This window comes from Prosthecobacter sp. (assembly GCF_044232965.1).
In the GTDB taxonomy this organism is placed as follows: Bacteria; Verrucomicrobiota; Verrucomicrobiia; order Verrucomicrobiales; family Verrucomicrobiaceae; genus Prosthecobacter.
The window spans coordinates 69,805-94,651 of the sequence record NZ_JBIIKX010000005.1; the positions used below are offsets into that span (position 1 = coordinate 69,805).

Here is a 24,847-nt window from a genome sequence, read left to right on the forward strand (position 1 = left end):
CAACCCAGCCAATCTCCATGCCCCATGCCGGTCGGTTGACGGCCCGCCTGGGGTTTGCCGCCATGAAATACCCCTTTTACGACCTGGACATCCCGAACGAAGGCAGCCTTCACCACATCGAGAACGAAAAAGACGCCTGCGGGGTCGGTTTTGTGGCGAACATCGAGGGAAAGCGCTCGCGGGCCATTTTGGACCTGGCAATCAACGGCGTCTGCAACGTACAGCATCGCGGCGCGGTGGATGCGGACCGGGTGACCGGGGATGGCGCGGGAGTGCTGACGCAGATCCCGCACAAGATTTTCCAGCCTTTTATCGACGAGATGCACTTCGAGCTGGATCACCCGATGGATCTCGCTGTCGGCGTGTTTTTCATGCCCACGGACCAGACGGAGCGGATGAAAATCCACCTGCTGGCCGAGGGGCTGCTGCGGAACCGCGACATCCAGGTCATCGGCTGGCGCGATGTGCCGGTGAATCCGAACGAGTTGGGCCACAAGGCACGCCTCACCATGCCTGTGATCCAGCAACTGCTCGTCGCCCGGCCGGAGGGCATGGATGACAATCCGTTCGAGCGTCAGCTTTATCTGATCCGTCGCGAGATGCGGCTCAAGGCGCGCATTCACAAGCTGGCGGACTTTTACATCGCCTCATTCTCGCATCGCACGATTGTCTATAAGGCGCTGCTGCTGCCATCCTCGTTGCAGAAGTTCTACACCGACCTCCAGAGCGACGATTACGAGACCGCGTTTGCGATTTTCCATCAGCGCTTCAGCACCAACACCTTCCCCACCTGGGCGCTGTCACATCCCTTCCGCACGCTGGCGCACAACGGTGAGATCAACACCGTGCGCGGCAATCGCAACTGGCTCAACAGCCGCGCGAGCGACTTTGAAAACGTCGTCTGGGAAGGCGAGGAGCAGCTTTTAAAGGAACTCATCACCAAGGGCCAAAGCGACAGCGCCAGTCTCGATGCGGCGCTGGATTTGCTGGTACAAAGCGGCCGCGATCCTGTGCATGCGCTGGCGATGCTGGTGCCAAGCGCGTATGGCATCGATCCGACGACCTCAGCCGAGTTGAAGGCGTTTTACGAGTATCACGAGTGCTTCAGCGAGCCGTGGGACGGCCCGGCGGCGCTGGTGTTCACGAACGGACTCAGTGTGGTCGCCAGTCTGGACCGAAATGGCCTGCGCCCGAGCCGCTGGAAGCTCACGAGCGACGGCATCTTCGCCCTCGGCTCCGAAGTCGGCATCGTGCCCATCGACGACGCCAAAGTGCTGCGCAAAGGCCGCCTCGCGCCCGGCGAGATGCTGGAGATCGACGTCATGCGCGGTCGTGTGCGTTTCAATGACGAAATCAAGGCCGATCTCGCCAGCCGCAAGCCTTACGGCGAATGGCTCAACAATCGCACCAGCCTCACCACGCTCGCGCCCGAACTGCCCGCAGGCGATCTCGACATCCTCACGCTGTCGCAAAAGCAGGCCGCTTTCGGCTACACAAAGGAGGAACTCGACATGTCCTTCACGCCCGTGCTCGCGAAGGGCGAGGAGGCCACTTACTCTATGGGCGATGACGCGGCGCTGAGCGTGCTGTCCACGCGGCCACGCCTGCTGACCTCGTATTTCCGTCAGCTTTTCGCACAGGTTACGAATCCGCCGATTGATCCGATCCGCGAACGCGCGGTGATGAGCCTCGATGTCGTACTCGGTTCGCAGCGCAACTGGCTCGGCGAGACTCCCGAGCACGCGAAGGTGGTGCATCTGAACTCGCCTTTCCTGTTTGAAAACGAGCTCACCTCGCTCAAAGCGCTGCCGGATTACCCGCACCGCATCCTCGACACGACATGGCCGATTGCCGAAGGCACGGACGGCATGCAGCACGCGCTGGATCGGCTCTGCCAGGAGGCTGAAAAGGCCGCGAAGGATCGTGTCCAGATCCTCATCCTCAGTGACCGGGCGCTCGATCATGAACGCGCCGCGATTCCCGCGCTGCTGGCCACCGGAGCGGTGCATCACCACCTGAACCGCCGCAAAATCCGCATGCGGCTCAGCTTGGTCATCGACACCGGCGAGGCACGCGACACGCATCAGATGGCCTGCTTGTTCGGCTTCGGCGCGAGCGCGGTCTGCCCGTATCTGGCCTTTGAAACGATCCGCGAGATCGTGGAGCAAGACAAAATGGCGAAAAAGCCGCAGCTCGATGGCATGGACTTCGCCAAGGCCGTGACGAACTACCGCAAAGGCCTCGAAAAAGGCGTGCTCAAGATCATGAGCAAGATGGGCATCTCCGTGCTCAGCAGCTACACCGGCGCGCAGATTTTTGAAGCCGTCGGCATCGGAGAGGAAGTGATGCAGGCTGCCTTCATCGGCACCGCCAGCCAGATCAGCGGCATCGGCTTCAAGGAGATCGCGGGAGAAGCCCTCGCACGCCATGCGGCAGGTTACGGCACCGCTTTGCCTGAAGGACAGACCAGCATCGACCTCGGTGATCCGGGTTATTACCGCCCACGTCAGAAAGGCGAGATGCACTCCGTCACCGGACCGGTGATCAAGAACTTCCACACCTTCGTCAAGAGCGGCAAACACGAGGACTACGAGACCTATGTGAAGGCCGCATTGGAAAACACGCCTACGGCCTTGAAGGACTTGTTTGAGTTCGTGCCCGGCGAGGAAGGCCCGATCTCCATCGACGAGGTGGAGCCGATTGAGGACATCCGCGTGCGTTTCACCACGGCGGCGATGTCCCTCGGTGCTATCTCACCCGAGGCGCACGAAGCACTCGCCATCGCGATGAACCGCATCGGCGGCAAGTCCGACAGCGGTGAAGGCGGCGAAGATCCGAAGCGCTTCAAGCCCTATGAAAATGGTGATTGGGCGAACTCGAAGATCAAGCAGGTCGCCAGCGGACGTTTCGGCGTCACGGCGGAATATCTCGCGAACGCGTGGGAACTGGAGATCAAAATGGCCCAGGGTGCAAAGCCCGGCGAAGGTGGTCAACTTCCGGCGATGAAGGTGAACCGCATGATCGCCCGGCTGCGCAACACCACGCCCGGCGTCATGCTCATCAGCCCGCCGCCGCATCACGACATCTATTCCATTGAGGATCTGGCGCAGTTGATTCACGACTTGAAGGAAGCGAACCCGCGTGCCCGCGTGTGCGTGAAGCTCGTCGCGGAAAACGGTGTCGGCACCATCGCCGCCGGAGTCGCAAAGGCGAACGCGGACATCATTCTCATCTCCGGCCACGAAGGCGGCACGGGCGCGAGTCCGTTGTCATCCATCAAACATGCCGGCTTGCCCTGGGAACTCGGTCTGGCCGAAGCGCAGCAGGTTTTGATGCTCAATGGTCTGCGTGAGCGCATCACACTGCGCACCGACGGTGGTTTGCGCAACGGACGTGACATCGCCATCGCCGCGATTCTCGGCGCGGAGGAGTTCAACTTCGGCACCATCGCACTCATCGCCCTCGGCTGCGTGTATGTGCGCCAGTGCCATTTGAACAACTGCCCTGTCGGCGTCGCCACGACCGATCCGAAGTTCCGCGCCAAATTCAAAGGCACGCCGGATCAGATCGTGAACTTCTTCAACGCCGTCGCGCAAGAAGTCCGCGAGATCATGGCCAGCCTCGGCGTGCGCACGATGGATGAGATGATTGGCAGGCCCGAGTTTTTGAAGCAACGCGAAGTCCCCGGCCATCCGAAGGCCAATCTGCTCAAGCTTGACCGCATCCTGCGCGATGTCGGCAGCGATCTCGGCCAGGACTCCTCCCGCATCTGCCAGATGAATCGTAATGACGGTCTCGACCAGCATCCGCTGGATGACCGCATCATTCAGGAGGCTCAGTTTGCCATCAGCGACGGCATGAAGGTGCGCCCGCTGCGCTACAAGGTGAAGAACACCTTCCGCAACATCGGCACGAAGCTCAGCGGCCAGATCGCCTTCAACCACGGCAATCACGGCCTCGCGCCTGGCACGGTGGATGTCACGCTCGAAGGCAGCGCTGGTCAGAGTTTCGCCGCCTTCACCTGCGGCGGCCTCAAACTCACGCTCATCGGCGAGGCGAACGATTACGTCGGCAAAGGCCTGTGCGGGGCCGAACTCATCCTCAAACCCGGCCCGCGCATCAGCGCTGAGTACAAGACCTGGGAAAACAGCATCATGGGCAACACCGTGATGTATGGAGCCACCAGCGGCAGTCTTTACGCCGCAGGTCGCGCCGGTGAGCGCTTTTGCGTCCGCAACTCCGGTGCCACCGCCATCGTTGAAGGCATCGGCGACCACGGCTGCGAATACATGACCGGCGGCACCGTCGTGGTGCTCGGCAGCTTCGGCAAAAACTTCGGCGCTGGCATGAGCGGCGGAGTCGCCTACCTGCTCGATGAAACCGACAGCTTCGCCAAGCTTCACAACGCCGAGATGATCAAGGGCGACAAGCTCAGTGATCCCGAGGACATCAACCAGCTCAAGAAACTCATCTTCGACCACCTCGAAAAGACCGACAGCGCTCGCGCCAAGGACATCCTGGAGAACTGGGCCGCTTATGAACCCAAATTCATCCGCGTCACCAGCAAGGCAGTGCCCGTGGCCTTTCCCGTGGAAGAATCGGAGCCAGCAGCGGCAGCAGTTCCTGCTGCGGCTTGAAACAAGGACGATCAGTAACCCTCTGTCGCGTCGCTGAATTTCCAGGGGGCTTGATAGGCTCCGGTGCGTTCTTTTTCGAGCTGGCGCACGAGGTCGTTGAGCAAGGCGGAGGCACCGAAGCGGTAGCGGCGGTTGCTCAGCCATTCGTCGCCGAGCGTTTCCTTCACCGCGATGAGAAAATGCAGCGCTTGCTTGGCGGTGCGAATGCCGCCAGCGGGTTTCATGGCGATGGGGACGCCGGTGGCGAGAAAATGATCGCGAATGGCCTCCAGCATGACCTGATTGTTGCCGAGCGTGGCGTTCGATGAAGTTTTTCCGGTGCTGGTTTTGATAAAGTCGTTCGGGCGAATCACGCGCATGGCCAGGAAGCTGGCGGCGCGGATGTTGTCGTAGGTTTCGAGTTCGCTGACTTCAAGAATGACCTTGAGCGTCGCTTTACCACAGGCCTCGACCACGGCGGCGATTTCATCCTGCATGCGGCCGAATTCACCCGCGAGAAAAGCACCGCGGTTGATCACCATGTCGATTTCATCGGCTCCGTCGTTCACGGCGGCATGAACCTCGGCGAGACGCGTCTTGAGCGGAGCCTGACCGCTCGGGAAGGATGTGGCGACGGAGGCGATCTTCACCTGGGTGCCGCCGACGTGCTTCTTCGCGTGCTTTACCATCGCCGGATAGACGCAGACAGCAGCGGTGGAGGGAATGTCACCGACATCATGCGGTGTGAGCGCTTTTTGGCAGAGCGAAGCGACCTTGCCGGGCGTGTCTTTGCCCTCAAGCGTGGTTAAATCGACCATCGTGACAGCAAGGCGCAGGCCGAAGACCTTCGACTTATTTTTGATGCTACGAGTCGTGTATTTCGCCACGCGTTCCTCGATGCCGACATAATCGACCGTGCCGATCTCATCGAAAAGTCGGCGGAGGCTTGCGGGGGCTTTGGCAGCGGGCATGAAGTGATGTTGTTCGGACGCAGGCAGCGCTGTCAAGATACCAATTTTAGCGTGTGGCAAAAATCCAGCCAGCGGCGTAATTCAGCACACCATGAGCAACATGATTCCCCAAGTCTATGACACGCCCGTTTTCCGCATGGCCTGCCAGCAGTTTGATCTGGTGGCCGACTTTCTGGAGATTCCCGAAAACGCACGCGACCGCCTGAAGATGCCCAAACGCTCCGTGAGCGTGGCCATGCCGGTGCGGCGTGATGATGGCACCACCACGGTTTTCATGGGCTATCGCGTGCAGCATCACCTGACACTCGGACCCACGAAAGGTGGCGTGCGTTTTCACCATGACGTGACGCTCGGCGAAGTGGCGGCTCTTGCGATGTGGATGAGTTGGAAATGTGCGCTCACCGGTCTGCCCTATGGCGGAGCCAAGGGCGGCGTGGCCTGCAATCCGCGTGAGCTTTCGGTCGGTGAACTGGAACGCGTGACACGTCGCTACACGCAGGAGCTAATCCCTTTCATCGGCCCGCAGATCGACATCCCCGCGCCGGACATGGGCACGAACGAGCAGACAATGGCGTGGATGATGGACACCTACTCGCTGCAAACCGGCCATTGCGTGCCTGCGGTCGTCACCGGCAAGCCTGTGAGCATCGGCGGTTCGCTCGGACGTCGTGAATCGACGGGACGCGGCGTGGCGTATCTCATTTCTCGCGCGATGGACACGCTCGGCATTGCCGCCAGTGGAGCCACTGCGGTGGTACAAGGTTACGGTAACGTCGGCGCGGTCGCTGCGGCATCGCTGTCACGCATGGGCCTCAAGATCATCGCCGTGAGTGATGCGTTCGGCGGCTTGTTCAACGCCAACGGCATCGACCTGGGCAAACTCGACGAGCACGTCGCCAAAACACGCAGCATCGTCGGTTTTGACGGCGCGGAGCCGATCACCAACGAGCAACTGCTCGTCACGCCCTGCGACATCCTCGTTCCCGCCGCCCTCGAACGTCAAATCACCGCTGACAACGCCGCGAAGATCCAATGCCGCATCCTCGCCGAAGGCGCGAACGGCCCCACCACGCCCGAGGCGGATGCGATCATCTCGCAGCGACCGGAAATCTTCGTGATTCCCGACATCCTCTGCAACGCCGGCGGCGTGATCGTCTCCTACTTCGAATGGGTGCAGGACTTGCAGAGCTTCTTCTGGGACGAAGGCGAGGTGATGAGCAAACTCTACCGCATCCTCGAACAAGCCTTCGTGCAAACGCTCACCATGAGCCGCAAGCGCAACGTCAGCATGCGCTTCGCCGCGCTCAGCCTAGGCATCAAACGCGTGCATGACGCGAAGCAGATCCGCGGGCTGTTTCCGTGACATGAGGCAGGCTCGCCTGCCTCAGGCTCATTGCAAAATCTCCGTCGGGCACTCGGGCAACGATGACAGGAACGCGCGGCCATACGGCTTCGTCAGGATGCGGTTGTCGAGGATGGCGCAGATGCCTTTGTCGGTCGCGGTGCGGATGAGGCGGCCGACGCCCTGGCGGAGCTTAAGGATGGCCTCGGGGACGCTGTATTCGGTGAAGGCGTTGAGGCCTTGTTCTTCGAGGTGCTCAATGCGCGACGCGGTGAGCGGATGATCCGGCACGGCGAAGGGCAGACGCGTGATGATGACGTTGCTCAGGGATTCGCCGGGAACATCGACGCCGGTCCAGAAGCTGTCGGTGCCGCAGAGGACGCTGTGGGTGTCGTTCTTGAATTCGGCGAGCATTTGATGCCGTGGCATACCGCGGCCTTGCACGAGGAGCCGCCAGCCACGTTTTTCGCAGTGGGCTTCGAGTTTGTCGGCCAGGGAGGTCATCTGGCTGTAGCTGGTGAACAAAATGAAGGCGCGACCAATGCTGAGATCGATGAAATGCGTGATCCAGTGCTCAAGCTGGTCGAGATAACCAGGTTCGCTGGGCTGCGGCATCTTTTTGAGCAGGTAGAGCTTCATCTGCTTCTTGAAGTCGAAGGGGCTTTCGATCAAGGCGGCGCGGGCTTCTTCAGCGCCGACGCGATTGCGGAAGTAGCGGATCTTGGGGTCGTCGCCGATACTCAAAGTGGCGCTGGTGAAGACGCAGGCTTTGTGACTGGCGAAAAAGATCTGCCGAAGACGCGGCGCAACATCGACGGGCGCGGTGTGGAAGGAGACGATGCGGTTGTCGAGGCCACCCCGCTCGACCCAATGAACGTGATCCTCGTTTTCTTGATCGAGGAAGGTCTTCAAGCCGACGCGGATCGCGCCGAGACGTTTGGCAAGGTCGTGAAGTTCGAGCTTGGTGCCTTCTTTGTTGGCGGCATCGCCGGCTTTGATGGCTTTTTGGGCGAGGCGTTGCAGCGGGAGGCTGAGCGTGTCTTCCACGAGACCGGGCTCGCGCACGCGGAACTCGCGGCCCATGGCGTTGAATTTGCAACTGGCCTCGGCGGCACGGAAAAAGGTGTCCACGCTGTCCAGGGCCATCAAGACCTCGCGCACGCCGTCCTTGTCGCCGACGAGCTGGAAGAAGCCTTTGCGGCTCTTTGGATTGTGCAGACGGCCAAGCTCAAATTTGATATTCGACTCGCTGATGTGCAGGCCGAAGGCCTTCGCGGCGACATTCTCGATGGTGTGCGCCTCGTCGAGGATGACGAAGTCGCGCGGGAAGAGGAAATTGCAGTCTTCGGTCGTGTTTTCGTCGGCAGAGGCGAGGAGCGTAAAGAACAGCGTGTGATTGAGCACGATGACATCTGCCTGCTCCATGCGGCGGCGAGTGTCCTGATACCAGCACCGGCTGCCGGGCGGGCAACGACGCGGCGTGCAGGCATGCGGCTCGCTGCACACGAGCGACCAGACGCGCGCGCTGGGTGTGAAATCGAGATCGCTGAGCGTGCCGTCTTCGGTTTCGGCCACCCAGTCGAGCAGGAGCTTCAGTTCGGAGGCTTCAGAGGTGGAAAAGAGATCGCCAGATTCGTTGAGGGCGCGTTTGAGGCGTGTGGGGCAGATGTAGTTGCCACGGCCTTTGAGAATCTCGGCATGGAAGTCGCCGACGAGCTGTTTGACGATGGGAATGTCTTTGGAGATGAGCTGCTCCTGCAAATTGATCGTGTGCGTGCAGATGATGGCCTTGCGCTTCTGCTCCAGTGCAAACGTGACGGCGGGAACGAGGTAAGCGAGCGATTTACCAACGCCGGTGGCGGCTTCACAGACGAAGGCGTGATTGCCGTCTAACGCGGCCCCAACGAGTTCCGCCATGCGCTGCTGTTGCGGGCGATACTCGAACTGCGGTGACTCGGCCATCTTCCCGTCGTTGGAAAAGGCGAAACGCATGCGCGGAGCCAGCGGAGGACGCGAGATGCGGCCAGCGACTCCTTCTTCGTGATCTTCAGCGACGTGAAACATGCGAGGGCGGATAGCAGAGAGCTAAGGACGAAGGGCAAAGGTTTTTTGCACCTCATGCTATTTGCCACGCTCGAACCACACGACACGCAGGCCGAGTTTTTCGGCGATTTGGCGTCCTTGTTCGGGGCCAAGCACGAGCAGGGCGGTGGCGTAGCCGTCGGCTTGGGCGGCGGATGAATGAATGACGCTCACCGAGGCGAGTTCATGCTCAACAGGACGGCCAGTGCGTGGATCGAGGATATGAGAGCGCTGTTTGCCTTCGGCGGTGAAGTTTTGGCGATACACCCCGCTGGTGGCAAGAGACTGGTCTTTGAGCTGAAGAGCTTGAGCAGCTTCGCCGGGTGGAGCTGCGGGCGTTTGGATGCCGACCCTCCATTCACCACGCGCGAGCACTTCACCGCCGATTTCGAGGAGAAAATTTGTGATGCCTTTGGATTCGAGCTGCTTCGCGATCTTGTCCAAAGCCCAGCCTTCGGCGACAGCGCTGACGTTGATCTGGAGGTCAGGAATGGTTTTCCGCAGAGCGGGAGGATCGTGGCGTATTTGGAGATGCTGCCAGCCGCATTTGGCTTTGGCGGCCGTGATTTCGGATTCGGTGGGAGGTGAATCGCGTTTCCCCTGGGCTCCAAAGCCCCAGAGATCGACGATCGGGGCGATGGTGACATCGAGTGCATGATCGGTGTCGTGGCCGATTTGCTGCGCGAGTTCGACGACTTCGATGAGTTCGGCAGGAGCGGCGATCCAGTCGGTGCTTGTGGATGAATTGAAGCGCGAAAGGTCGGAATCAGGCCGCCAGTGGCTCAGAATGGCCTCCCAGGAGTCCAACTTCTGCTGGAGGTCGGTTTGATGAATCGATTGGGCGTAAGCATCAGCCCGCAGAGCCCATGCTGTGCCCATGGTGCGCCCGCCAAGGGTGATGCGCCGCTCTTCGCGTGAGCAGCCGCAGAGCAGCAGGATCAAAAGAGCATGAAGGGCGCGACGCATGGCCCCGGCCGGTCATTTGTAGCCGGTGACCATGGCGCAGGGCACTTCTTTGCGCTTGCCTTGTTCCGTCTGGTGAATGGCGATCATGTACATGCCGGTCTTCTTCGGCTTGTAGAAAAGCACAAAACCCCAGCCGTCGAGCACCGGGAGGATTTCGCCGGCAGGCTTGCCTTCGAGGTCGAGCACGGCGCCAGTGATGTGGACGCCGGATTTTTTCGGCACCGCGACGCAAAAGCAGTACTCATTGCCTTTGTAAAGCTGCATGCGCGAGGCCTTGCCGACCTTGGGCTCCAGGGTGCGCACCCAGGTTTCAGCGCGGATGTTGAACTCTTCTTTCTCCTGGTCATAGGCCAGGGCATGCGCGGCTTTTTCCGCGTCCTCCTGGTCATCTGCATGCAGCCATGCGGGAGCAAGAAGGAGCATCGAAACGGCAAACGTGACGAAAACGAGGCGGGGCAGGACGGCGGAGAGGCGCATGGCGAAGAATGAGAAGGATTTTAATCTCACACGCGAACATAGCCGTTGCATCAGGAAAATCCCAAGTTTCTGTTAAGCTGTTCGTGGTTGGTTCCTGATTTCGCGAACATTCACCCCCCATATTCGTATTCATGGCCTCGGTAGTCTTTTACATGGAGGACGGCAGCACGCTCGTCCACAAGCTGGAAAATGAAGTGACCACCATTGGCCGCCACCCGGATAGCCTGGTGGTGCTGACCTGCCCGTCATCATCTGGACGACACGCCGTCATCAAGCTGGCGGCGGACGGTGTTTATGTGCATGATCTCAACTCCAGCAACGGCACTCGCGTGAATGGAGCGGAGATTGAGGAGGCCAAGCTCAAGGATGGCGACCGCGTGGGCTTCGGGGATGTGCAGGCCGTTTTTTACGCGGGCAATCCGCCTGCGGTGCTGGAAGAAAAGCCCGTGGCACCGCCGCGTGCCTCCAAGGGACTGCCGCCGCCGGCCTCGGCGTCTTCAGCCGCCAATGATGCGCCGCCATCCCCATCAGCCGCACCGCCTGCGAAAGCCGGTGGCCGCCAGCTCAGCCCGGTGCGACGCGCCTATGGCAAAACCTCTGCCAACAGCTACCCTGACACGACAGAAAGCGGCTGCATGTCCGCCATCATTGTCACCGCCATGTTTGTGTTCGCCTTCGTCGTCGGTTTGGCCATGCGCCACTCAAAGGAGATGAACGGCAACCTGCTGAGCGACGTGATGGCGAAAGTCACCGGCAGCATGCCAAAGATCAAGATCGAGCGGAAAGACGAGTAGCAACGCTCACAGCGACCTCTTATAACCGTCGCAGCGATTGTGCCAGCCGGCCAGCCAGCGTTGCTCCTTGCGCTCCGGTGGTGCGTTCGCCACCCGGCGGCTGAGGACGCGTTTCGCGGCTTCGGCGAACTGGACATTCCATGCGATGTAGCTGCTCGGCGATTCTCCGACCTCTTGAAGCACCTGCAAAAGGCCCCAGCCCTGGCCCTGATAGCGTTCCTTGGGGCTGGTTCCTTCCCCCTTGAAGTTCACATAGTCGATCAAACAGAACACACCTTCGGGGGTAGCCTTCAGGGAACCGAAGGCCAGACTTACCCAGGCACGCTTTCCAGCCGGGGCAGCCGCCAGCATCTTCGGCAGCGCACGCTCCATTCGTTCCATAATGAATTCCGTCTGCTCCCGCACCGTCCGGCCCAGCAACGCGCGGAGTTCCTGCTGCCGCGCACCGTTCTTGTCCGCCTCGAAAGCCGGCTTCGTCGGCCATGGGCAGGAGCCACGCATCCAGCCCGGCACCCCATGACCTCGCGCGGCCAGAAAGGCCGCCAGCGGCGGAAAACTCTCCTCAAACGGCCCGCTCTGCCCCTGCGGATACCAGATGAAGTGCCCGATGCCGAGCGAGGCGAAGTCCTCTCCCACGTTCCAGCTCGTCAGCCCTGCCACGGTGCCACCGCACTCGTTTTGCCAGATACGCCGACCTACACGGTCGATTTGGACCGCAGAAAGCCGTGCGTTGCTTGTCGCCACAGGGGGCGGCGTCTCGGCACAACTGGCCAGGCAGCTCAAAAACAGGGTTAGAACGCCAAGTTTGGTGGAGACAAGGTGCGGGTTCATATTTTAGAAATCTTAAATGATGCTGTTCTATCGAAGTGGTTTTTGAAACAATAAGACATTCCTCCATCTTCCTGCCCCTGCGATTTCATTAAGTTTGATTCACTGATTTTCCACCCTTATTCTGCTGGCTCTTTAGCCTTCCTGCGCGTCCGGCATGCCATATCTGGCCTTCAATCTTAATGATGGAAATGAGTTCGTCTTCGACATCCTCGAAGAACGGCTCTCCATCGGGCGTGAATCCAGCAATGACATTGTCATCGACAACACCTTCATCTCCTCCTTCCACGCGGAGTTCCTGCGCCAGGCGGACGGCGGTTACGAAATTGTCGATCTAAAGTCCTCCAACGGCACCTTCGTCAATGGCAAGCGCGTCGAGCGCGCCCGGGTGAAAGGTGGCGACCGCATCATGTTCGGCCAGCTTGAGAGCCGCTTCCGTGAACGTGCGCCGAAGGGGCTCGCCCCAGACAGCGGCTCCAAGACGGTCGCCCCGCCCAAAGGCCAGCCCACCCGCGAAGACGGTAAAAAAGGCGACACCGAGAGCATCCCGGCCCGCGACAAAGACGAACCGCCCAAGCCCACGCCTGAAACAGGCAAAATCGAGGTCACCAAGCCCGTCGTCCAGCGCACTCCGGCCGAATCGTCCAAGCCCCCAAGCTTCACACCGCCCGTCTCCTTTCTGCCGAAACCTGCGGCCTCCACCGCGCCGGCACCAGCGCCCGATCCCGCCGCCGGCCGTCAGGCCGCCGAACTGCGGGACGAGATCGAAAAACTCACGCGCCAGCGCGATGTCCTCCGTGCGGAGAACGACATCGAGCAGAAGCGGCGGGATGAGGTCCGTTCCCTGGAAACCACGATCGACGCCCGCAAAAAAGAGCTTGGCCAAACTCAAACGGAGATCGCCGGCTTCAAGACCGAGATCGAAAAGCTCCGCACCCAGGTGCAGAACTCACGCGCCGAGGTCGAAAACGCCAAAACCGAGGCGGAGAAGTTCGACGCCAAACGCCGCGATCTCGGCAACATCGAAAGCAAGCTCGAATCCACCCGCACCCTCGTCGCCAAGGCCGAGACCGATCTCGCCACCGCGCAAAAAGGCCTGCAAACCCTGCACGACGAGGCGGACAAGCAACGCAAAGACCGCGAGGCCACGATTGCGAAACTTGCGGCCGAGGAAACCTCCGCGCAGGCCAAAGTCGCCGTCATCAACCAACTCCTCGCCACCGCGCAGCAGTCCGAGGCGGAGCTGAAAACCCAGCGCAGCGCCGAATTGCAGACCTTAGAGGCCGAAGTCACCGCCAAACGCGCCTCACTTGAGCAAATCACCGCCTCGCTCGCTCAATCCAGCGAAGAGGCCAAGGCCAGTGAAGCCGCTGCCACAAAGGCAGCAGCCGAAGTTGCCGCCGCAGCCGAAAAACTCACCGCCCTCCAGGCCCACGCTGCCACCGAGGCCAGGCTCAAAGAAGTCACACAGCTTCAGGCCGACGCGCAGAAGTCCGAGGCCGAACTCAAATCAAAACGCAGCGGCGAACTGCAAAACCTCGACGCCCAGCTTGCCACGAAGACCGCCGAACTCGGCAAAACGCAGGCCGATTTGGCGAAAATTCAGAGCGAACTCGCCACACAGCAGGCCGCGCTCACCCAAACAAGCGACGAGGCCAAAGCGAAGGAAGCCGCTGCTGCGAAAGCTGCTGCCGATGTGACCGCCACGGGTGAAAAACTCACCGCACTGCAATCCCAGCTCGCGGCGGCCGAGGCTAGGCTCAAAGAAGTCACCCAGCTTCAAAGCGAGGCACAAAAATCCGAGGCCGAGCTCAAATCGAAGCGCAGTGGTGAGTTGCAGGCGCTCGACACGCAGCTTGCCACCAAAACCACCGAACTCAGCAAAACGCAGGCTGATTTGGCGAAAATGCAAAGCGAACTCGCCACGCAGCAGGCCGTGCTCACCAAGACGAGCGACGAGGTCAAAGCTCGTGAGATCGCCTTTGCCAAACTGAGCGCCGACGAGACCGCCACAGCCAAAAAACTGGCCGATTTGCAGAAGCAGGCCGCCGAAGCCGACGCGGAGGTCAAACGCCTCAACACGTTGCGCGACGACGCGCAGAAATCTGAGGCCGAGCAACGCGCGAAACGCAGCACCGAGCTGCAAGACCTCGACAAACAGCTCGACGCACGTCGCGCCGAACTCACCCAGCTCGACGCGCAACGCGGCACGAAGCAGGACGAGATCGAGGCCGTCAACGCCACGCTGACCAAGGCTCAGGAGCAGGTGCGCGACGCGCAATCACAGATCGCCCAGCTCGGTGGCGAGGAAAAGACCATCGCCGCCCGTGTCAATGAACTGCGTGGCAACGAGGACCGCCTCGCCGCTCTGACACAGACGCTCGGGCAGATGGAAAACCAGCGCGGTCTGCTCGACGCCGCCATTGGTGCCCTGCTCGGGAAACAACAGTCCCACGAGACCGAAGCGACCGCCGCCGAGCAACGTTTGACGGGACTGCGCACCCAGCTTGCCGAACTGGACCAGCAGCGTCTTGCCGCCGAAGAACAGGTCGCGAACCTGAACACACAGAAGGCGGACGCCGAGGCCGATTTTGCCAAACAGCAGCAGGAGGCTCAGGCCCGGCTGGCCGCCATCGACAAACAAGGCCGCGACGCCCGTTCAGCGGACGATCTAGCGCAGCAGGAGGCCGAAAAGCGTCGTGCGGATCTCGATTCTCAAATCGCCGAGCGAGGCACACGTCTCGCGGCTGTTCAGGCCGAGGTCAAAGCGCTGGAAGACAAGGTCGCCGACCTCAACAACAAACTAGACGACCTCGCATCGACCGACACCAAGCTCAATGACGCGTCTGAAGCGCTCAAAGCCGTCGAATCGCACAAGGCGGAGGTTGTCGCCGCAGTCGCCGCTCTGGTGAAGGACCGCGACGAGCGCACCCGCGAGCTGCTGGCCTCCACTGAGCACGGCCGTGCGCAAACCCTGCTCACCCAGACACTCACCCAGCGCCGCGAAGCGGTGGAAAAAGAGGTGCGTCTGATTGAAGAGCAGCAGACCGAGATGTCACAGGCCATGGGCAAGGTGCGTGAGCAGCTCCGTCTGGCCGAGAATGATCTCAAGGAACGTGAAACGCAGGTCGCCGCCGCCGAGCAGCGCACGAAAAACTTGGAGGAACTCGCCGCCAACGCCGCCCAGCAGTTCAAAACCGTGCAGGCCGAGCACAAGAAGCTCAGCGAGCTGGTGGCACAGGCCAAAACCGATCTGGAACAGGCCACCACCAGCGCCATCGAGAAAAAGAAGGAGGCAGCAGCCGCAGCCGCAGCCGCAGAGAAGAGCTCCCAGCAGCAGCTCACGCTGGCAGAGAAGATCAGCGGGCTGGAAGCCGTCATCGCCACGCTCACCACGACGCACGCCAGCACCCAGCAAAAGTTGTCCGCCGCCGAGTCCGATCATCAGAATCTGCAGGACCGGATCTCCGGCCGGCAGAAGGAAATCGCCACCGCCGAGGCGCGTGTGGCCGAACTGACGCAGCAGACCGCCGGTTTGGAAGACCGCGTCAAAGAACTGGCCGCCGCGAACAAGCAGCAGGCTGAGCTGACCGCCACCATCACCGCCTCCACACAAGAACGCGACAAGCTGACCGCTGAAACGCAGCGTCTCACCAAGGAACGTGCCGAGCTGGAGGCGCTGCTGCCGGATCTCCGCGCCAGCGTGACGCAGACCCGCGCCGAGGCGGACAATGTGAAGGCCGAGCTGGCCGGTTTGATCAAGGACCGCGATGCCGCCGCCGCCGCTTTGAAGGAATCCCTGGCCGAACGCCAGAAATCCGACGCCGCTGTCGAGGCGCTGCGCGTCGAATCGATCAATCTCGACAAGATTCTCGGCGACAAGCGCGCCAACCTCGAAGCGGAGACGAAAGCAAAGCTCGCCGAGGCCAGCGCTGCCGAGACACGGCTCAAAGGCGTGCAGGAACGCATCGCCGCCGCTGAAAAACGCCTCGCTGAGCTGGCGGATGTCGATGCGCGCATCGCCACCGCCGCCAAGACGCTCAAGGACACCGAGGCACAACGCCACAACGAGGACAAAGCACTGGCAGAACTGGCACGGAACCAGGAGAAGCTCAAAAAGGAGCTCGCCGTGCTCGAAGCGTCCCTCAAGACGGAAAATACGCGTCTTGCCGAACTCACCAAGAACGTCAAAACCGCCGAGGCGCGGGCCGCCGATGCCGAAAAACGCGCCGAGAAGGCCGTAGCCACCCAGGAAGCCGCCGACAAAAAACGCACCGAGGCCGAGGCCACACTGGAAGCCGCCCGAAGTGAGGAAAAGAGCCTGCGGAAGCAGATTCCGGCGCTCAACACCGAGCTGGCGGGCATTCAGGCCATGCTGGGCGGATTGAACAAGGAGCGTGACGAGGCCTCGCAGTTCGTCACGCGTCTCAATGTCAGCACGGACAACCAGAACAAGAAGCTGGCCGAGCTTCAGCAGCAGATCAGCCAGCTCGAAGCGGCGCATCAATTGCGCGAAGAGCGCGTGATGAAGGCGCAGCAGGACGTGGACAGGGAAACCGCCCGGCTCAAGGCCGCGCAGGAACAATCACGCGCCGCAGAGGTCCAGAAGGCCGAGCTCGAAAAAGAACTCAAGGAAACGAAGGTAAAGGCCGACGCCGCCAAGAAAGACGCCGCAGCCCTCGAAGGCGAGCTGCGCCAGCGGCTTGACCGCGTGCAAAACCTCAAGGCTGACGAGGAACGCCTCGCCAAGACGATCGACACGCAGAAACAAGACATCCAAGGCGCGGACATGGCGCTGAAGGAGTTGCAGACGAAGATCGAGGCCCGGCAAAACGAGCTGGGAGACTATCTCAAGGTCGGCGGTCAGATTCTCGGTCTCGGCCAGGCGCTGGCGGGCCTGGAGTCACGCCAGACGGAGATCAACAAATCCCTGCGCAAGGCCGCCGAGGAGGATCTGGCCATCCAGGTGAAACTCAACGCCGCCCAGGAAGCGCTGAACCGCGAGTCCGCCAAGGCCGAGCAGGCGCGCAAGGACCGCGAGGCGGCGGACGCGGAGTTCAAGAAGTTCAGCGCCGAGATCCAGAAACAGGCCGCGACTTTGCAAAACTACGAGGTGGAGCAGAAGAAGCGCATCGCGGAGCTGGAAAAACGCATCGCCGACCTCGGCACGATGCAGCAGCGCACCACCGGGCGTCTCGAAGAGACGCAGGCCGAGCTGGCGCGGCTGGAAGGCCGCAAACAGGAGTTTGCGCAGGCGGAGGCGCAGCTCAAGCACTGGCAGGACATTGAAAAACGTCTGCGCGGCCAGTTGGAGGAGCTGGAGGAGAAACACGAGATCATGCGCCGCGGCCTGCCCACCGAGGACAGCACCGTGGTCATCTTCGCCAACGACATCATCAAACGCATCGACCTCATCGACGCGCTGGTGGCGCGTTACGCGGGAGCCAACGGCAGCGACGTGCCCGGCCAGCTTCAGACGCTGCGGGCCTCGTTTGAGGACATTTTGCACCAGCACGGCGTGACCGAGTTCGACGTGCCTCCCGGCACCGAGGTGGACATTGAGCTGCGCAAGCGCATCGCCGTGGTGGACTCGCTGCCGGGCAAGTCGAAGCCGCGTGTGACGGAAAGCTGCCGTTCTGGTTTTATCTTCTCGCGTGGCGAGGGTCACGAGATTATCCTGCGCAAAGTGGAGGTGCGCACCTCCAGCCAGTGAGACCTCTCCCGGAGCGCGCTTTTTTACTCATCATCACTCTCGTCATATGGCTGAATACGTTGGAATCGACCTTGGCACCACCCTCTCCGGGCTGGCCTACCTGAAACCCGATGGCAATCCTGAAATCGTCCCGAACTCCGACGGCGAGCGACTGACGCACTCGGTGGTTTTCTTCGACTCGCATGAGGACGTGAAGCTCGTGGGCAGCGCCGCGCGCGATGGCGGCGAGCCGGACCGCACCGTCTTCCAGATCAAACGCCACATGGACGACCCGGAGCATCTGGTGGAGATCGACGGCAAAAAATGGACCCCGGCGGAAATTTCCGCACTGATTCTTTCCAAGCTGAAGCGCGACTGCTCGAAGATCTGCGGCGATATTACCGAGGTGGTCATCACCGTGCCGGCAAACTTCAACGAACTGGCCCGCAAGAGCACCATCGCAGCCGCAGAGATGGCCGGCATGAAGGTGAAGCGTCTGGTGAACGAGCCGACGGCGGCGGCGGTGTATTACGCCCACTCGCAAGGGGTGAAGGGACGCATCCTGGTGTTCGACCTCGGCGGCGGCACGCTGGACACGACCATCCTTGATGTCGAGGGAGACAACATCAAGATCCTGACCTCCGAAGGTGCCCGCCACCTTGGCGGCAGCAACTTTGACGATCTGCTGCTGGAAGCCTACGCCGAGCAGTACAAAAAACAGACCGGCGCGGCGCTCTACAACGACGAACGCCACCGCCGCCGCGTGCTCCAGGCCACCGAGGACGCGAAGAAGATGCTCTCCAAGCTCCAGCGTGTGAACGACACCGTGGCGAATGATCAGAACAGCGGTATCGCGCGCATCGACCTCACCCGTGAGGGCTTTGAAAAAATCATCCGCAACATGCTCACCCGCACGGTCTTCCTCGTGGAGCAGGCGCTGGATTCGGCAAAGCTAAAGCCCTCCGACATCGACCACGTCGTTCTGGTGGGCGGCTCCACGCGCATTCCGAAGGTGAAGACGATTCTGGAAAAGATGTTCGGCAAGACACCTAAGTCCTGCGGCAACGTCGATGAGTGTGTCGCGCTGGGCGCGGCATTGTTTGCGAAGAAGTCCGCGAAGATCCAGGAAGTCTGCAATGCGAGCTACGGCACCCTGGCCATGGTCTATAACGCAAAGACGAAGGAGGAGAAGCTCATGAACTCCATCGTCATCCCCAAGAACACGCCGATCCCCTGCTCCCGCTCCCAGGTTTACCAAACCTCCGAGGACAACGAGCGCGTCATCGAGGTAGACATCACCCAGGGCGAGGACGAGGACGCGAAATTCATCGACGTCATCGGCCGCATCACACTCGAAGTGCCGCCAAACCGTCCGAAGGGCTGCGAGATCGCCGTGACTTTCAGCTACGATGAAAACCAGCGCGTGCGCGCGTTGGTGGTCGATAAGCAGTCCGGTCGCAGCAAGGAAGTCGCCGTGAGCTACAAAGGCGCAGGTGTGCTTTCTGACGAGGAATTGAAACGTCGCAGCGCGCACCTCCGCGCCATGCGCATCGAGTAACCCGCACGCTCTCAAAGGAACCACGCCATGTTCAAAATCCTCAAGTCCCTCTCGAAATCCCTCGGTGGTGGTAAATCCGCCGAACCCAAGCCGCAGGCCGCGCCCAAGGCGGGCGGCACGCTGTTGGACAAGGTCAACAAAGGCGCGCCCGCCGCCACGAAGGCCGAACCGCCCAAAACCGCCGAGGAGCTGTGCGGCATCACCTCAAAGATGCCCAAGGACGAAGTCCGGGCGCAGTTGAAAATCCTCTTCCGTCGCTACAACCGCAGCGCCTCCAGCCTCGACGCCAAAACCCGCGCCGAAGCCGACAAAATGCTCGATGCCATCGTTGAGGTGCGCGAAAAGCACTTCGGAGAGATTTGATCCAGCCTGTGCGGTGGTTGCGGCATGAAACTGGACCGTCTCATTGCCGCCCATGAATCCATGGGCCGTCAGGCAGCGCATCGGGCCATCGCGGAAAAACGTGTGAGGGTCAACGACGTCGTCGTGACGGACGGGCATCATCCGGTGGACCGCTTCATGCGGGTGGAACTCGATGAGACAGTAATCCAGACGCCAGAACGGGCGCTATACCTGATGCTGCACAAACCGGTGGGCATTCTGAGCGCCACGAAGGACGACCAGCATCCTACCGTCATCGATTTGATCGACGATCCTGACAAACACTCGCTCCACATCGCCGGACGGCTAGACCGGGGCACCTCCGGACTGGTACTGCTGACCAATGACGGCCGCTGGTCGAAGCTTCTGATGGCGGCGGAGCACAAGGTGCCGAAGGTGTACCTTGTCGAAACCGCCGAACCCATCGCCCCAGAGGCCGTGGCCGAGTTTACCCGTGGGTTTTACTTCCACACGGAGGACATCACCACCCTGCCCGCCGAACTCGTCATTCTGGGCGAACGCCACGCCCGGCTGACGTTGCATGAGGGCCGTTACCATCAGGTGAAGCGCATGTTCCACCGCGTGAACAACCGGGTGACGCGGCTGCACCGCGAAAGCATCGGCCCCATTGGACTGCCGGAAGATCTGGAACCGGGGCAGTGGCGTCCGCTGGACCCGCAAGCCGCCTGGAAGACGGCCCTCTCTGGCGATTCTTCGATTTTCAGAAATTCCAGCTTTCGCGAGTGAATTTCACCCGTTAATCTCCTCTCCTTGTGATCCCCCCACGCATGTATCTTAGCATTTGGTTTGGCATCATGTTGGCGGCCAACACCGGCTGCACAACCCAGCAAAAAGCTCCCAAACCGGAGAAGCTTGCCATCGAGGCGCGGAAAGCGCTGCCAGCCGAAGAGGTCGAAAACCCGCTGGTGAAACGGCTGAACAACCCGTCTTCCATGCCCGTCGTGCCGCCCGCAGGCGCCCGCACCTCGTATTCCTCCGTCAAAATCACGCAGAAGACACTCGCGATGACCTTTGACGACGGCCCGCATCCGAGCCTGACCCCGAAACTGCTCGATCTCCTCAAGGAGCGGAATATCAAATGCACCTTCTTCCTCATCGGCAACTTGGTGAAGACTTATCCCGACATCGTGCGCCGCATCATCGCGGAAGGCCACGAGATCGGCAATCACACCTGGACGCATTGCAGCCTGACCAGCCGCTCGGACGAGCAGATCCGCAACGAGCTCAAGAAATCCGAAGACGCCGTCTATGAGGTGGCCGGCGTGCGCCCGCACCTGATGCGCCCGCCTTACGGCGCGATCAACACCCGCATCAAAGACCTCATGTTCTCCGAGTTCGGCTATTCCACGATCATGTGGTCCGTCGATCCGCAGGACTGGCGCCGCCCTGGCGTGGCCGCTGTCACCAGCCGCCTCGTCAATGGCGCGCATCCGGGAGCGATCATGCTCTCTCATGACATTCATCCGCCCACCATCACCGCCATGCCGGCCATGTTCGACCAGCTTCTGGCGAAGGGTTATCAATTCGTCACCGTCAGCCAGCTTTTGAACATGGAAAAGGCCTCCATGCCCGTAGGCGTGATCATCCGCCCCGCTGCTGGCGTGGGTGACAAAGATCCCCAGCCGTTGCCGCAGACCAAGCCGAAGGCTTGAGTTCTTTTTCATGGAGAGCCGACGAATCGTCGCCGCTCCAAAATAGAGAAAGCGCCCCGGGCGGAGCCGGGACGCTTTCAAACCCGCCTGTGCCGTCCGAATACAAAGGGCTCACGTATCCCATGAGACCAGGTGGGAACCCGCGTGATGAAGCTCTGTCTTCCAGTGAAGGCATGACATGTCACTTCAGCGCGTAGCCCCCGCAGTTGATGAATCGGGCCGGGCCGCAAAGCTCGAAAACGAACACCGCAGGAAGTTAAAAGGCCGCGCGAGGCGGCGGAAATTTCAAAGAGCCGGTCCGCAGCATTGACGCTAACGGGCCACGCCGATGATGTTAGGCCGTGATACGCCGCAGATCAACCTTCATGGCGGCATCCCCTTGTTATCATACCACGATGATCCGTCGTTCATTGTGGCAAAGCCCGCCCATAAACACGTTTGATAGCCCCACACCATGAGATTCTTCATCATCGCCGCCCTCATTGCCGCCAGCAGCGTCTTCGCCCAGGACAAGGCTCTGCTCGACCTCGCGCTGGAGCCGCCGGTCATCAATACCGCGCCCGGACCCGAATACGACGCGGAGAAGCGACCCGGCAACATGATCATCGGCATCGACCGCACGCCGAAAGGCCGCCTTTGGGCCGCATGGGTGGGCAATGGCGACTCGCCGAACGGCTTCTTCATGCTGGCGACGAGTGATGACGATGGGAAGTCATGGTCGAAACCGCGCGTCGTGATCGATCCGCAGGATGGGGAGATGAATGGCGTGCGCTATGAGCGACGGGCGCTGGTCGGCAACCTGTGGACCGACCCGCTGGGCCGCTTGTGGTGCTTCTTTGATCAAAGCATCGGCTACTTCGATGGACGCTGCGGCGATTGGTACATCCGCTGCGATGAGCCCGATGCAGCGGAGCCGAAATGGACCGCGCCGGTGCGCTTTGCCGATGGCTGCACGCTGAACAAACCCACGGTGCTCAGCAATGGTGACTGGCTGCTGCCAGTCGCGCTCTGGACGCGCGACCGCATGCACGGCCCAGGCGTGGATAAGGAAGCGCACAAGGATCTCGACGTGATCCGCATGGCGAATGTCTTCGCCAGCACCGATCAGGGCAAAACGTGGAAGCGTCGCGGCGGCGTGGCCTTCCCGCGCACCGATTTCGACGAGCACATGATCGTGGAGCGCAAGGACGGCAGCCTGTGGATGCTCGCGCGGACGAAGGATGGCATCAGTGAGAGTGTTTCGACCGACAAAGGCGCGACGTGGAGCGAGCCGCAACCGTCGTCGATTCAAAATCCCAGCGCGCGCTTTTTCATCCGCCGTCTCGCCAGCGGAAAACTCATCCTCGTCAAAAACGGCCCCATCAACGCACGTCTGCCGCGCCGCTCCAATTTGAAAGCTTTCCTTTCCGACGATGACGGCAAGTCATGGGGCAAAGGCTTCCTGATCGATGATCGCGCCGAAGTTTCCTATCCAGACGGATTCCAAGCGCCGAACGGTGACATCCACATCCTCTATGACTGGAACCGCCACACCGATGCTGAGATCCTGCATGTGAAATTCACGGAGGACGACATCGTAAAGCAAGCGCTGGGCGGCAAGCTGTTGGTGGAGCCGAATGGAATCGTTAAGCAGATCAGTGTTGGGAAGACGGTGGTGAACAAAGCGCTCGCGCCTCATTTGCCGAAGGCGATCACGCCTGATCCCAAGTGGACCGCGCAGGGCATTGAAGACGCGAAGCAGGACTTCAAGAGCATCCCGTATGATGGCGTGACGCCTAACAAGGAAGTGTGCGACACGACCCTGCGCGAACTGCCGGATGGCTCATGGATCTTGTTCATGCTCGCCGGTGGTGACATCGAGCCCAGTCCGCTGAACTACACCGGAGTCACGCGCAGCATGGACAAGGGCAGGACGTGGAGCCCGCTGGAACGCTTCGATGTGGGCTTCCCACGCGAAGGCTCCACCATTGGCCAGGGACCGACCGAGGTCATGATCGTCGGCCAGCGCAGCACCTTGTTCTTCAGCACGCACGCCAAGCATTGGAACACGGGGTGGCGCTCATGGTATCTCACCAGCGACGACTCCTTCAAAACTTGGAGCAAGCCCATCGAAGTCCCCGGTCGCCTCAAAGAGCGCACCTTCATCCGCAAGCACATCGTCTGCAAAGACGGTCGCATCATGATTCCGTTCCAGCACTACATCGGCCCCGATGACGAGCAGGACAAAGCCCCGCTTGATCGCGCCTTCACCAATCCGCGCAACGGCGTGCTCATCAGCAGCGACAACGGCAAAACCTGGAGCGAGCACGGCAACATCCGTCTCACGCCAAACAGCCGCTACTTCGGCTGGGCGGAGAACGACCTCTTCGAGCATCCCGATGGCCGCATCACCATGGTCATCCGTGGCGACGGCCTCGGTGGCATGCTTTACAAGGCGGAATCGAAGGACGGTGGTCTCACCTGGCCCGAATTCGCCAGCACCACTCAAATCCCCAATCCCGGCAGCAAAACCACGCTCTACAATCTCGGTGGCGACACCGTGGCCATCTTGCACAACCCCAACAGCAAGCACCGCAGCCCGATGGCGCTGTGGATCAGCTTCGACGGCATGAAGACCTGGCCCTACCAGCGCGTGCTGCAGCAGGAATCCGTCGATGGCCCCAAAGGCCGCATGAACTACCCCGACGGCTTCGTCAGCAAAGACGGCCAGTGGCTTCACTTCGCCTTCGATGACAACCGGCATCGCGCCGTGCATTACAGCGCGAAGCTGCCGCCGCTGAAGTAGTTCGCAACCCTTCAAGCTGGAAGAGCCAAGGGGTGCCACTCCGCCACCCTTGGAGCACCTGATGAATTCTGTTTCGCAGAACGAACGGTGAGTGGGATTGTGCGTCTGACAAACCCGCTTATTCTCCCCCAGCAGAACATGAACATCTCCGCCCTCATCCGAACGGTTTCCCTGACGTTGCCCGCGCTTCTGATCAGTTGCGCTCCGCCCGCCTACAAGGAGCAGGGCTACGCCTCCTACATCGCGGATCAATACGCGGGCCGCATGACCAGTTCTGGCCAGCCCTATTACCCGCAAGGCTGGACGGCAGCGCACAACACCCTGCCCTTCGGCACCGAGGTGAAGGTCAAAAACAGTTACAATGGACGTTCCGTGAAGGTTGTCGTCAACGACCGCTTCCCGCATTATCCTGGCCGTGTCATCAACCTCTCCCGGGCGGCAGCGGAATACATCCAAATCCCCTACAATCAGCTCTCCAATGTGACGGTGACAGCGAAGACCATCCCAGGAGGCCAGGCCCCTGCCGCGAGTTATGGCGCACCACCTCCGACGAACTACGGCGCTCCGCCACCCGCCAGTTACGGCGCTCCACCGGCGAATTATGGAGCGCCTCCCGCCGGCTACGGCACCACAGCCCAGCCTTCTGGACTGCCACCGCCGCCGGCAGGTTATCGTTGATGAT

The 24,847-nt window shown here is 61.0% G+C and carries 15 protein-coding genes; 10 read left to right on the plus strand and 5 right to left on the minus strand.

Features of this window, described 5'->3' with window-relative positions:
• Positions 1-62 precede the first annotated feature (62 nt).
• Positions 63-4,637, plus strand: coding sequence for a glutamate synthase large subunit (gltB, locus tag ACILSI_RS03765; RefSeq protein WP_395720509.1), 4,575 nt, complete (start codon positions 63-65; stop codon positions 4,635-4,637).
• Between the two features lie 11 nt (positions 4,638-4,648).
• On the opposite strand, the gene deoC is transcribed toward gltB, so the two are convergent.
• Positions 4,649-5,587 carry a deoxyribose-phosphate aldolase gene (deoC, locus tag ACILSI_RS03770; RefSeq protein WP_395720510.1) on the minus strand — a complete coding sequence of 313 codons (939 nt, stop codon included), beginning with the start codon at positions 5,585-5,587 and terminating at the stop codon, positions 4,649-4,651.
• Positions 5,588-5,687: 100 nt separating this feature from the next.
• Between deoC and ACILSI_RS03775 the strand changes: the two genes are divergently transcribed.
• Positions 5,688-6,950, plus strand: a complete 1,263-nt coding sequence (locus tag ACILSI_RS03775; protein ID WP_395720511.1) for a Glu/Leu/Phe/Val dehydrogenase — start codon at positions 5,688-5,690, stop codon at positions 6,948-6,950.
• A 27-nt stretch (positions 6,951-6,977) separates the two neighbouring features.
• Here the strand turns inward: ACILSI_RS03775 and ACILSI_RS03780 are convergent, their stop codons facing one another.
• From ACILSI_RS03780 to ACILSI_RS03790, 3 genes are read right to left on the minus strand one after another with little or no spacing between them, the layout of a single operon-like run.
• Positions 6,978-8,993 carry an ATP-dependent DNA helicase gene (locus ACILSI_RS03780; protein WP_395720512.1) on the minus strand — a complete coding sequence of 672 codons (2,016 nt, stop codon included), beginning with the start codon at positions 8,991-8,993 and terminating at the stop codon, positions 6,978-6,980.
• 57 nt (positions 8,994-9,050) lie between these two features.
• Entirely contained in the window at positions 9,051-9,977 is a 927-nt protein-coding gene (locus ACILSI_RS03785) for an FAD:protein FMN transferase (protein ID WP_395720513.1), read from the minus strand.
• A 12-nt stretch (positions 9,978-9,989) separates the two neighbouring features.
• On the minus strand, positions 9,990-10,454 hold the full coding sequence (locus ACILSI_RS03790; RefSeq protein WP_395720514.1) for a hypothetical protein: 465 nt from the start codon (positions 10,452-10,454) through the stop codon (positions 9,990-9,992).
• A gap of 131 nt (positions 10,455-10,585) precedes the next feature.
• Here ACILSI_RS03790 and ACILSI_RS03795 point away from each other — a divergent pair, with 131 nt between their 5' ends.
• On the plus strand, positions 10,586-11,248 hold the full coding sequence (locus ACILSI_RS03795; RefSeq protein ID WP_395720515.1) for an FHA domain-containing protein: 663 nt from the start codon (positions 10,586-10,588) through the stop codon (positions 11,246-11,248).
• 6 nt (positions 11,249-11,254) lie between these two features.
• Here ACILSI_RS03795 and ACILSI_RS03800 read toward each other — a convergent pair whose 3' ends face one another.
• A complete protein-coding gene (locus ACILSI_RS03800) occupies positions 11,255-12,079 on the minus strand; it encodes a hypothetical protein (RefSeq protein ID WP_395720516.1) in 825 nt (274 codons plus the stop codon).
• 154 nt (positions 12,080-12,233) lie between these two features.
• On the opposite strand from ACILSI_RS03800, the gene grpE reads away from it, so the two are divergent.
• The 7 genes from grpE (at position 12,234) to ACILSI_RS03835 (ending at position 24,843) form a co-directional block, all read left to right on the plus strand.
• Entirely contained in the window at positions 12,234-17,789 is a 5,556-nt protein-coding gene (grpE, locus tag ACILSI_RS03805; RefSeq protein ID WP_395720517.1) for a nucleotide exchange factor GrpE, read from the plus strand.
• 46 nt (positions 17,790-17,835) lie between these two features.
• Positions 17,836-19,326, plus strand: coding sequence for an Hsp70 family protein (locus ACILSI_RS03810; RefSeq protein ID WP_395720518.1), 1,491 nt, complete (start codon positions 17,836-17,838; stop codon positions 19,324-19,326).
• A 27-nt stretch (positions 19,327-19,353) separates the two neighbouring features.
• Positions 19,354-19,689 carry a hypothetical protein gene (locus ACILSI_RS03815; protein WP_395720519.1) on the plus strand — a complete coding sequence of 112 codons (336 nt, stop codon included), beginning with the start codon at positions 19,354-19,356 and terminating at the stop codon, positions 19,687-19,689.
• 24 nt (positions 19,690-19,713) lie between these two features.
• On the plus strand, positions 19,714-20,454 hold the full coding sequence (locus ACILSI_RS03820; protein ID WP_395720520.1) for a pseudouridine synthase: 741 nt from the start codon (positions 19,714-19,716) through the stop codon (positions 20,452-20,454).
• 41 nt (positions 20,455-20,495) lie between these two features.
• A complete protein-coding gene (locus ACILSI_RS03825) occupies positions 20,496-21,380 on the plus strand; it encodes a polysaccharide deacetylase family protein (RefSeq protein ID WP_395720521.1) in 885 nt (294 codons plus the stop codon).
• 454 nt (positions 21,381-21,834) lie between these two features.
• Positions 21,835-24,165 (plus strand): sialidase family protein, encoded by a 2,331-nt coding sequence (locus ACILSI_RS03830; protein WP_395720522.1) that lies wholly within the window; start codon positions 21,835-21,837, stop codon positions 24,163-24,165.
• Between the two features lie 138 nt (positions 24,166-24,303).
• On the plus strand, positions 24,304-24,843 hold the full coding sequence (locus tag ACILSI_RS03835; RefSeq protein WP_395720523.1) for a septal ring lytic transglycosylase RlpA family protein: 540 nt from the start codon (positions 24,304-24,306) through the stop codon (positions 24,841-24,843).
• The last annotated feature ends 4 nt before the right edge of the window (positions 24,844-24,847 follow it).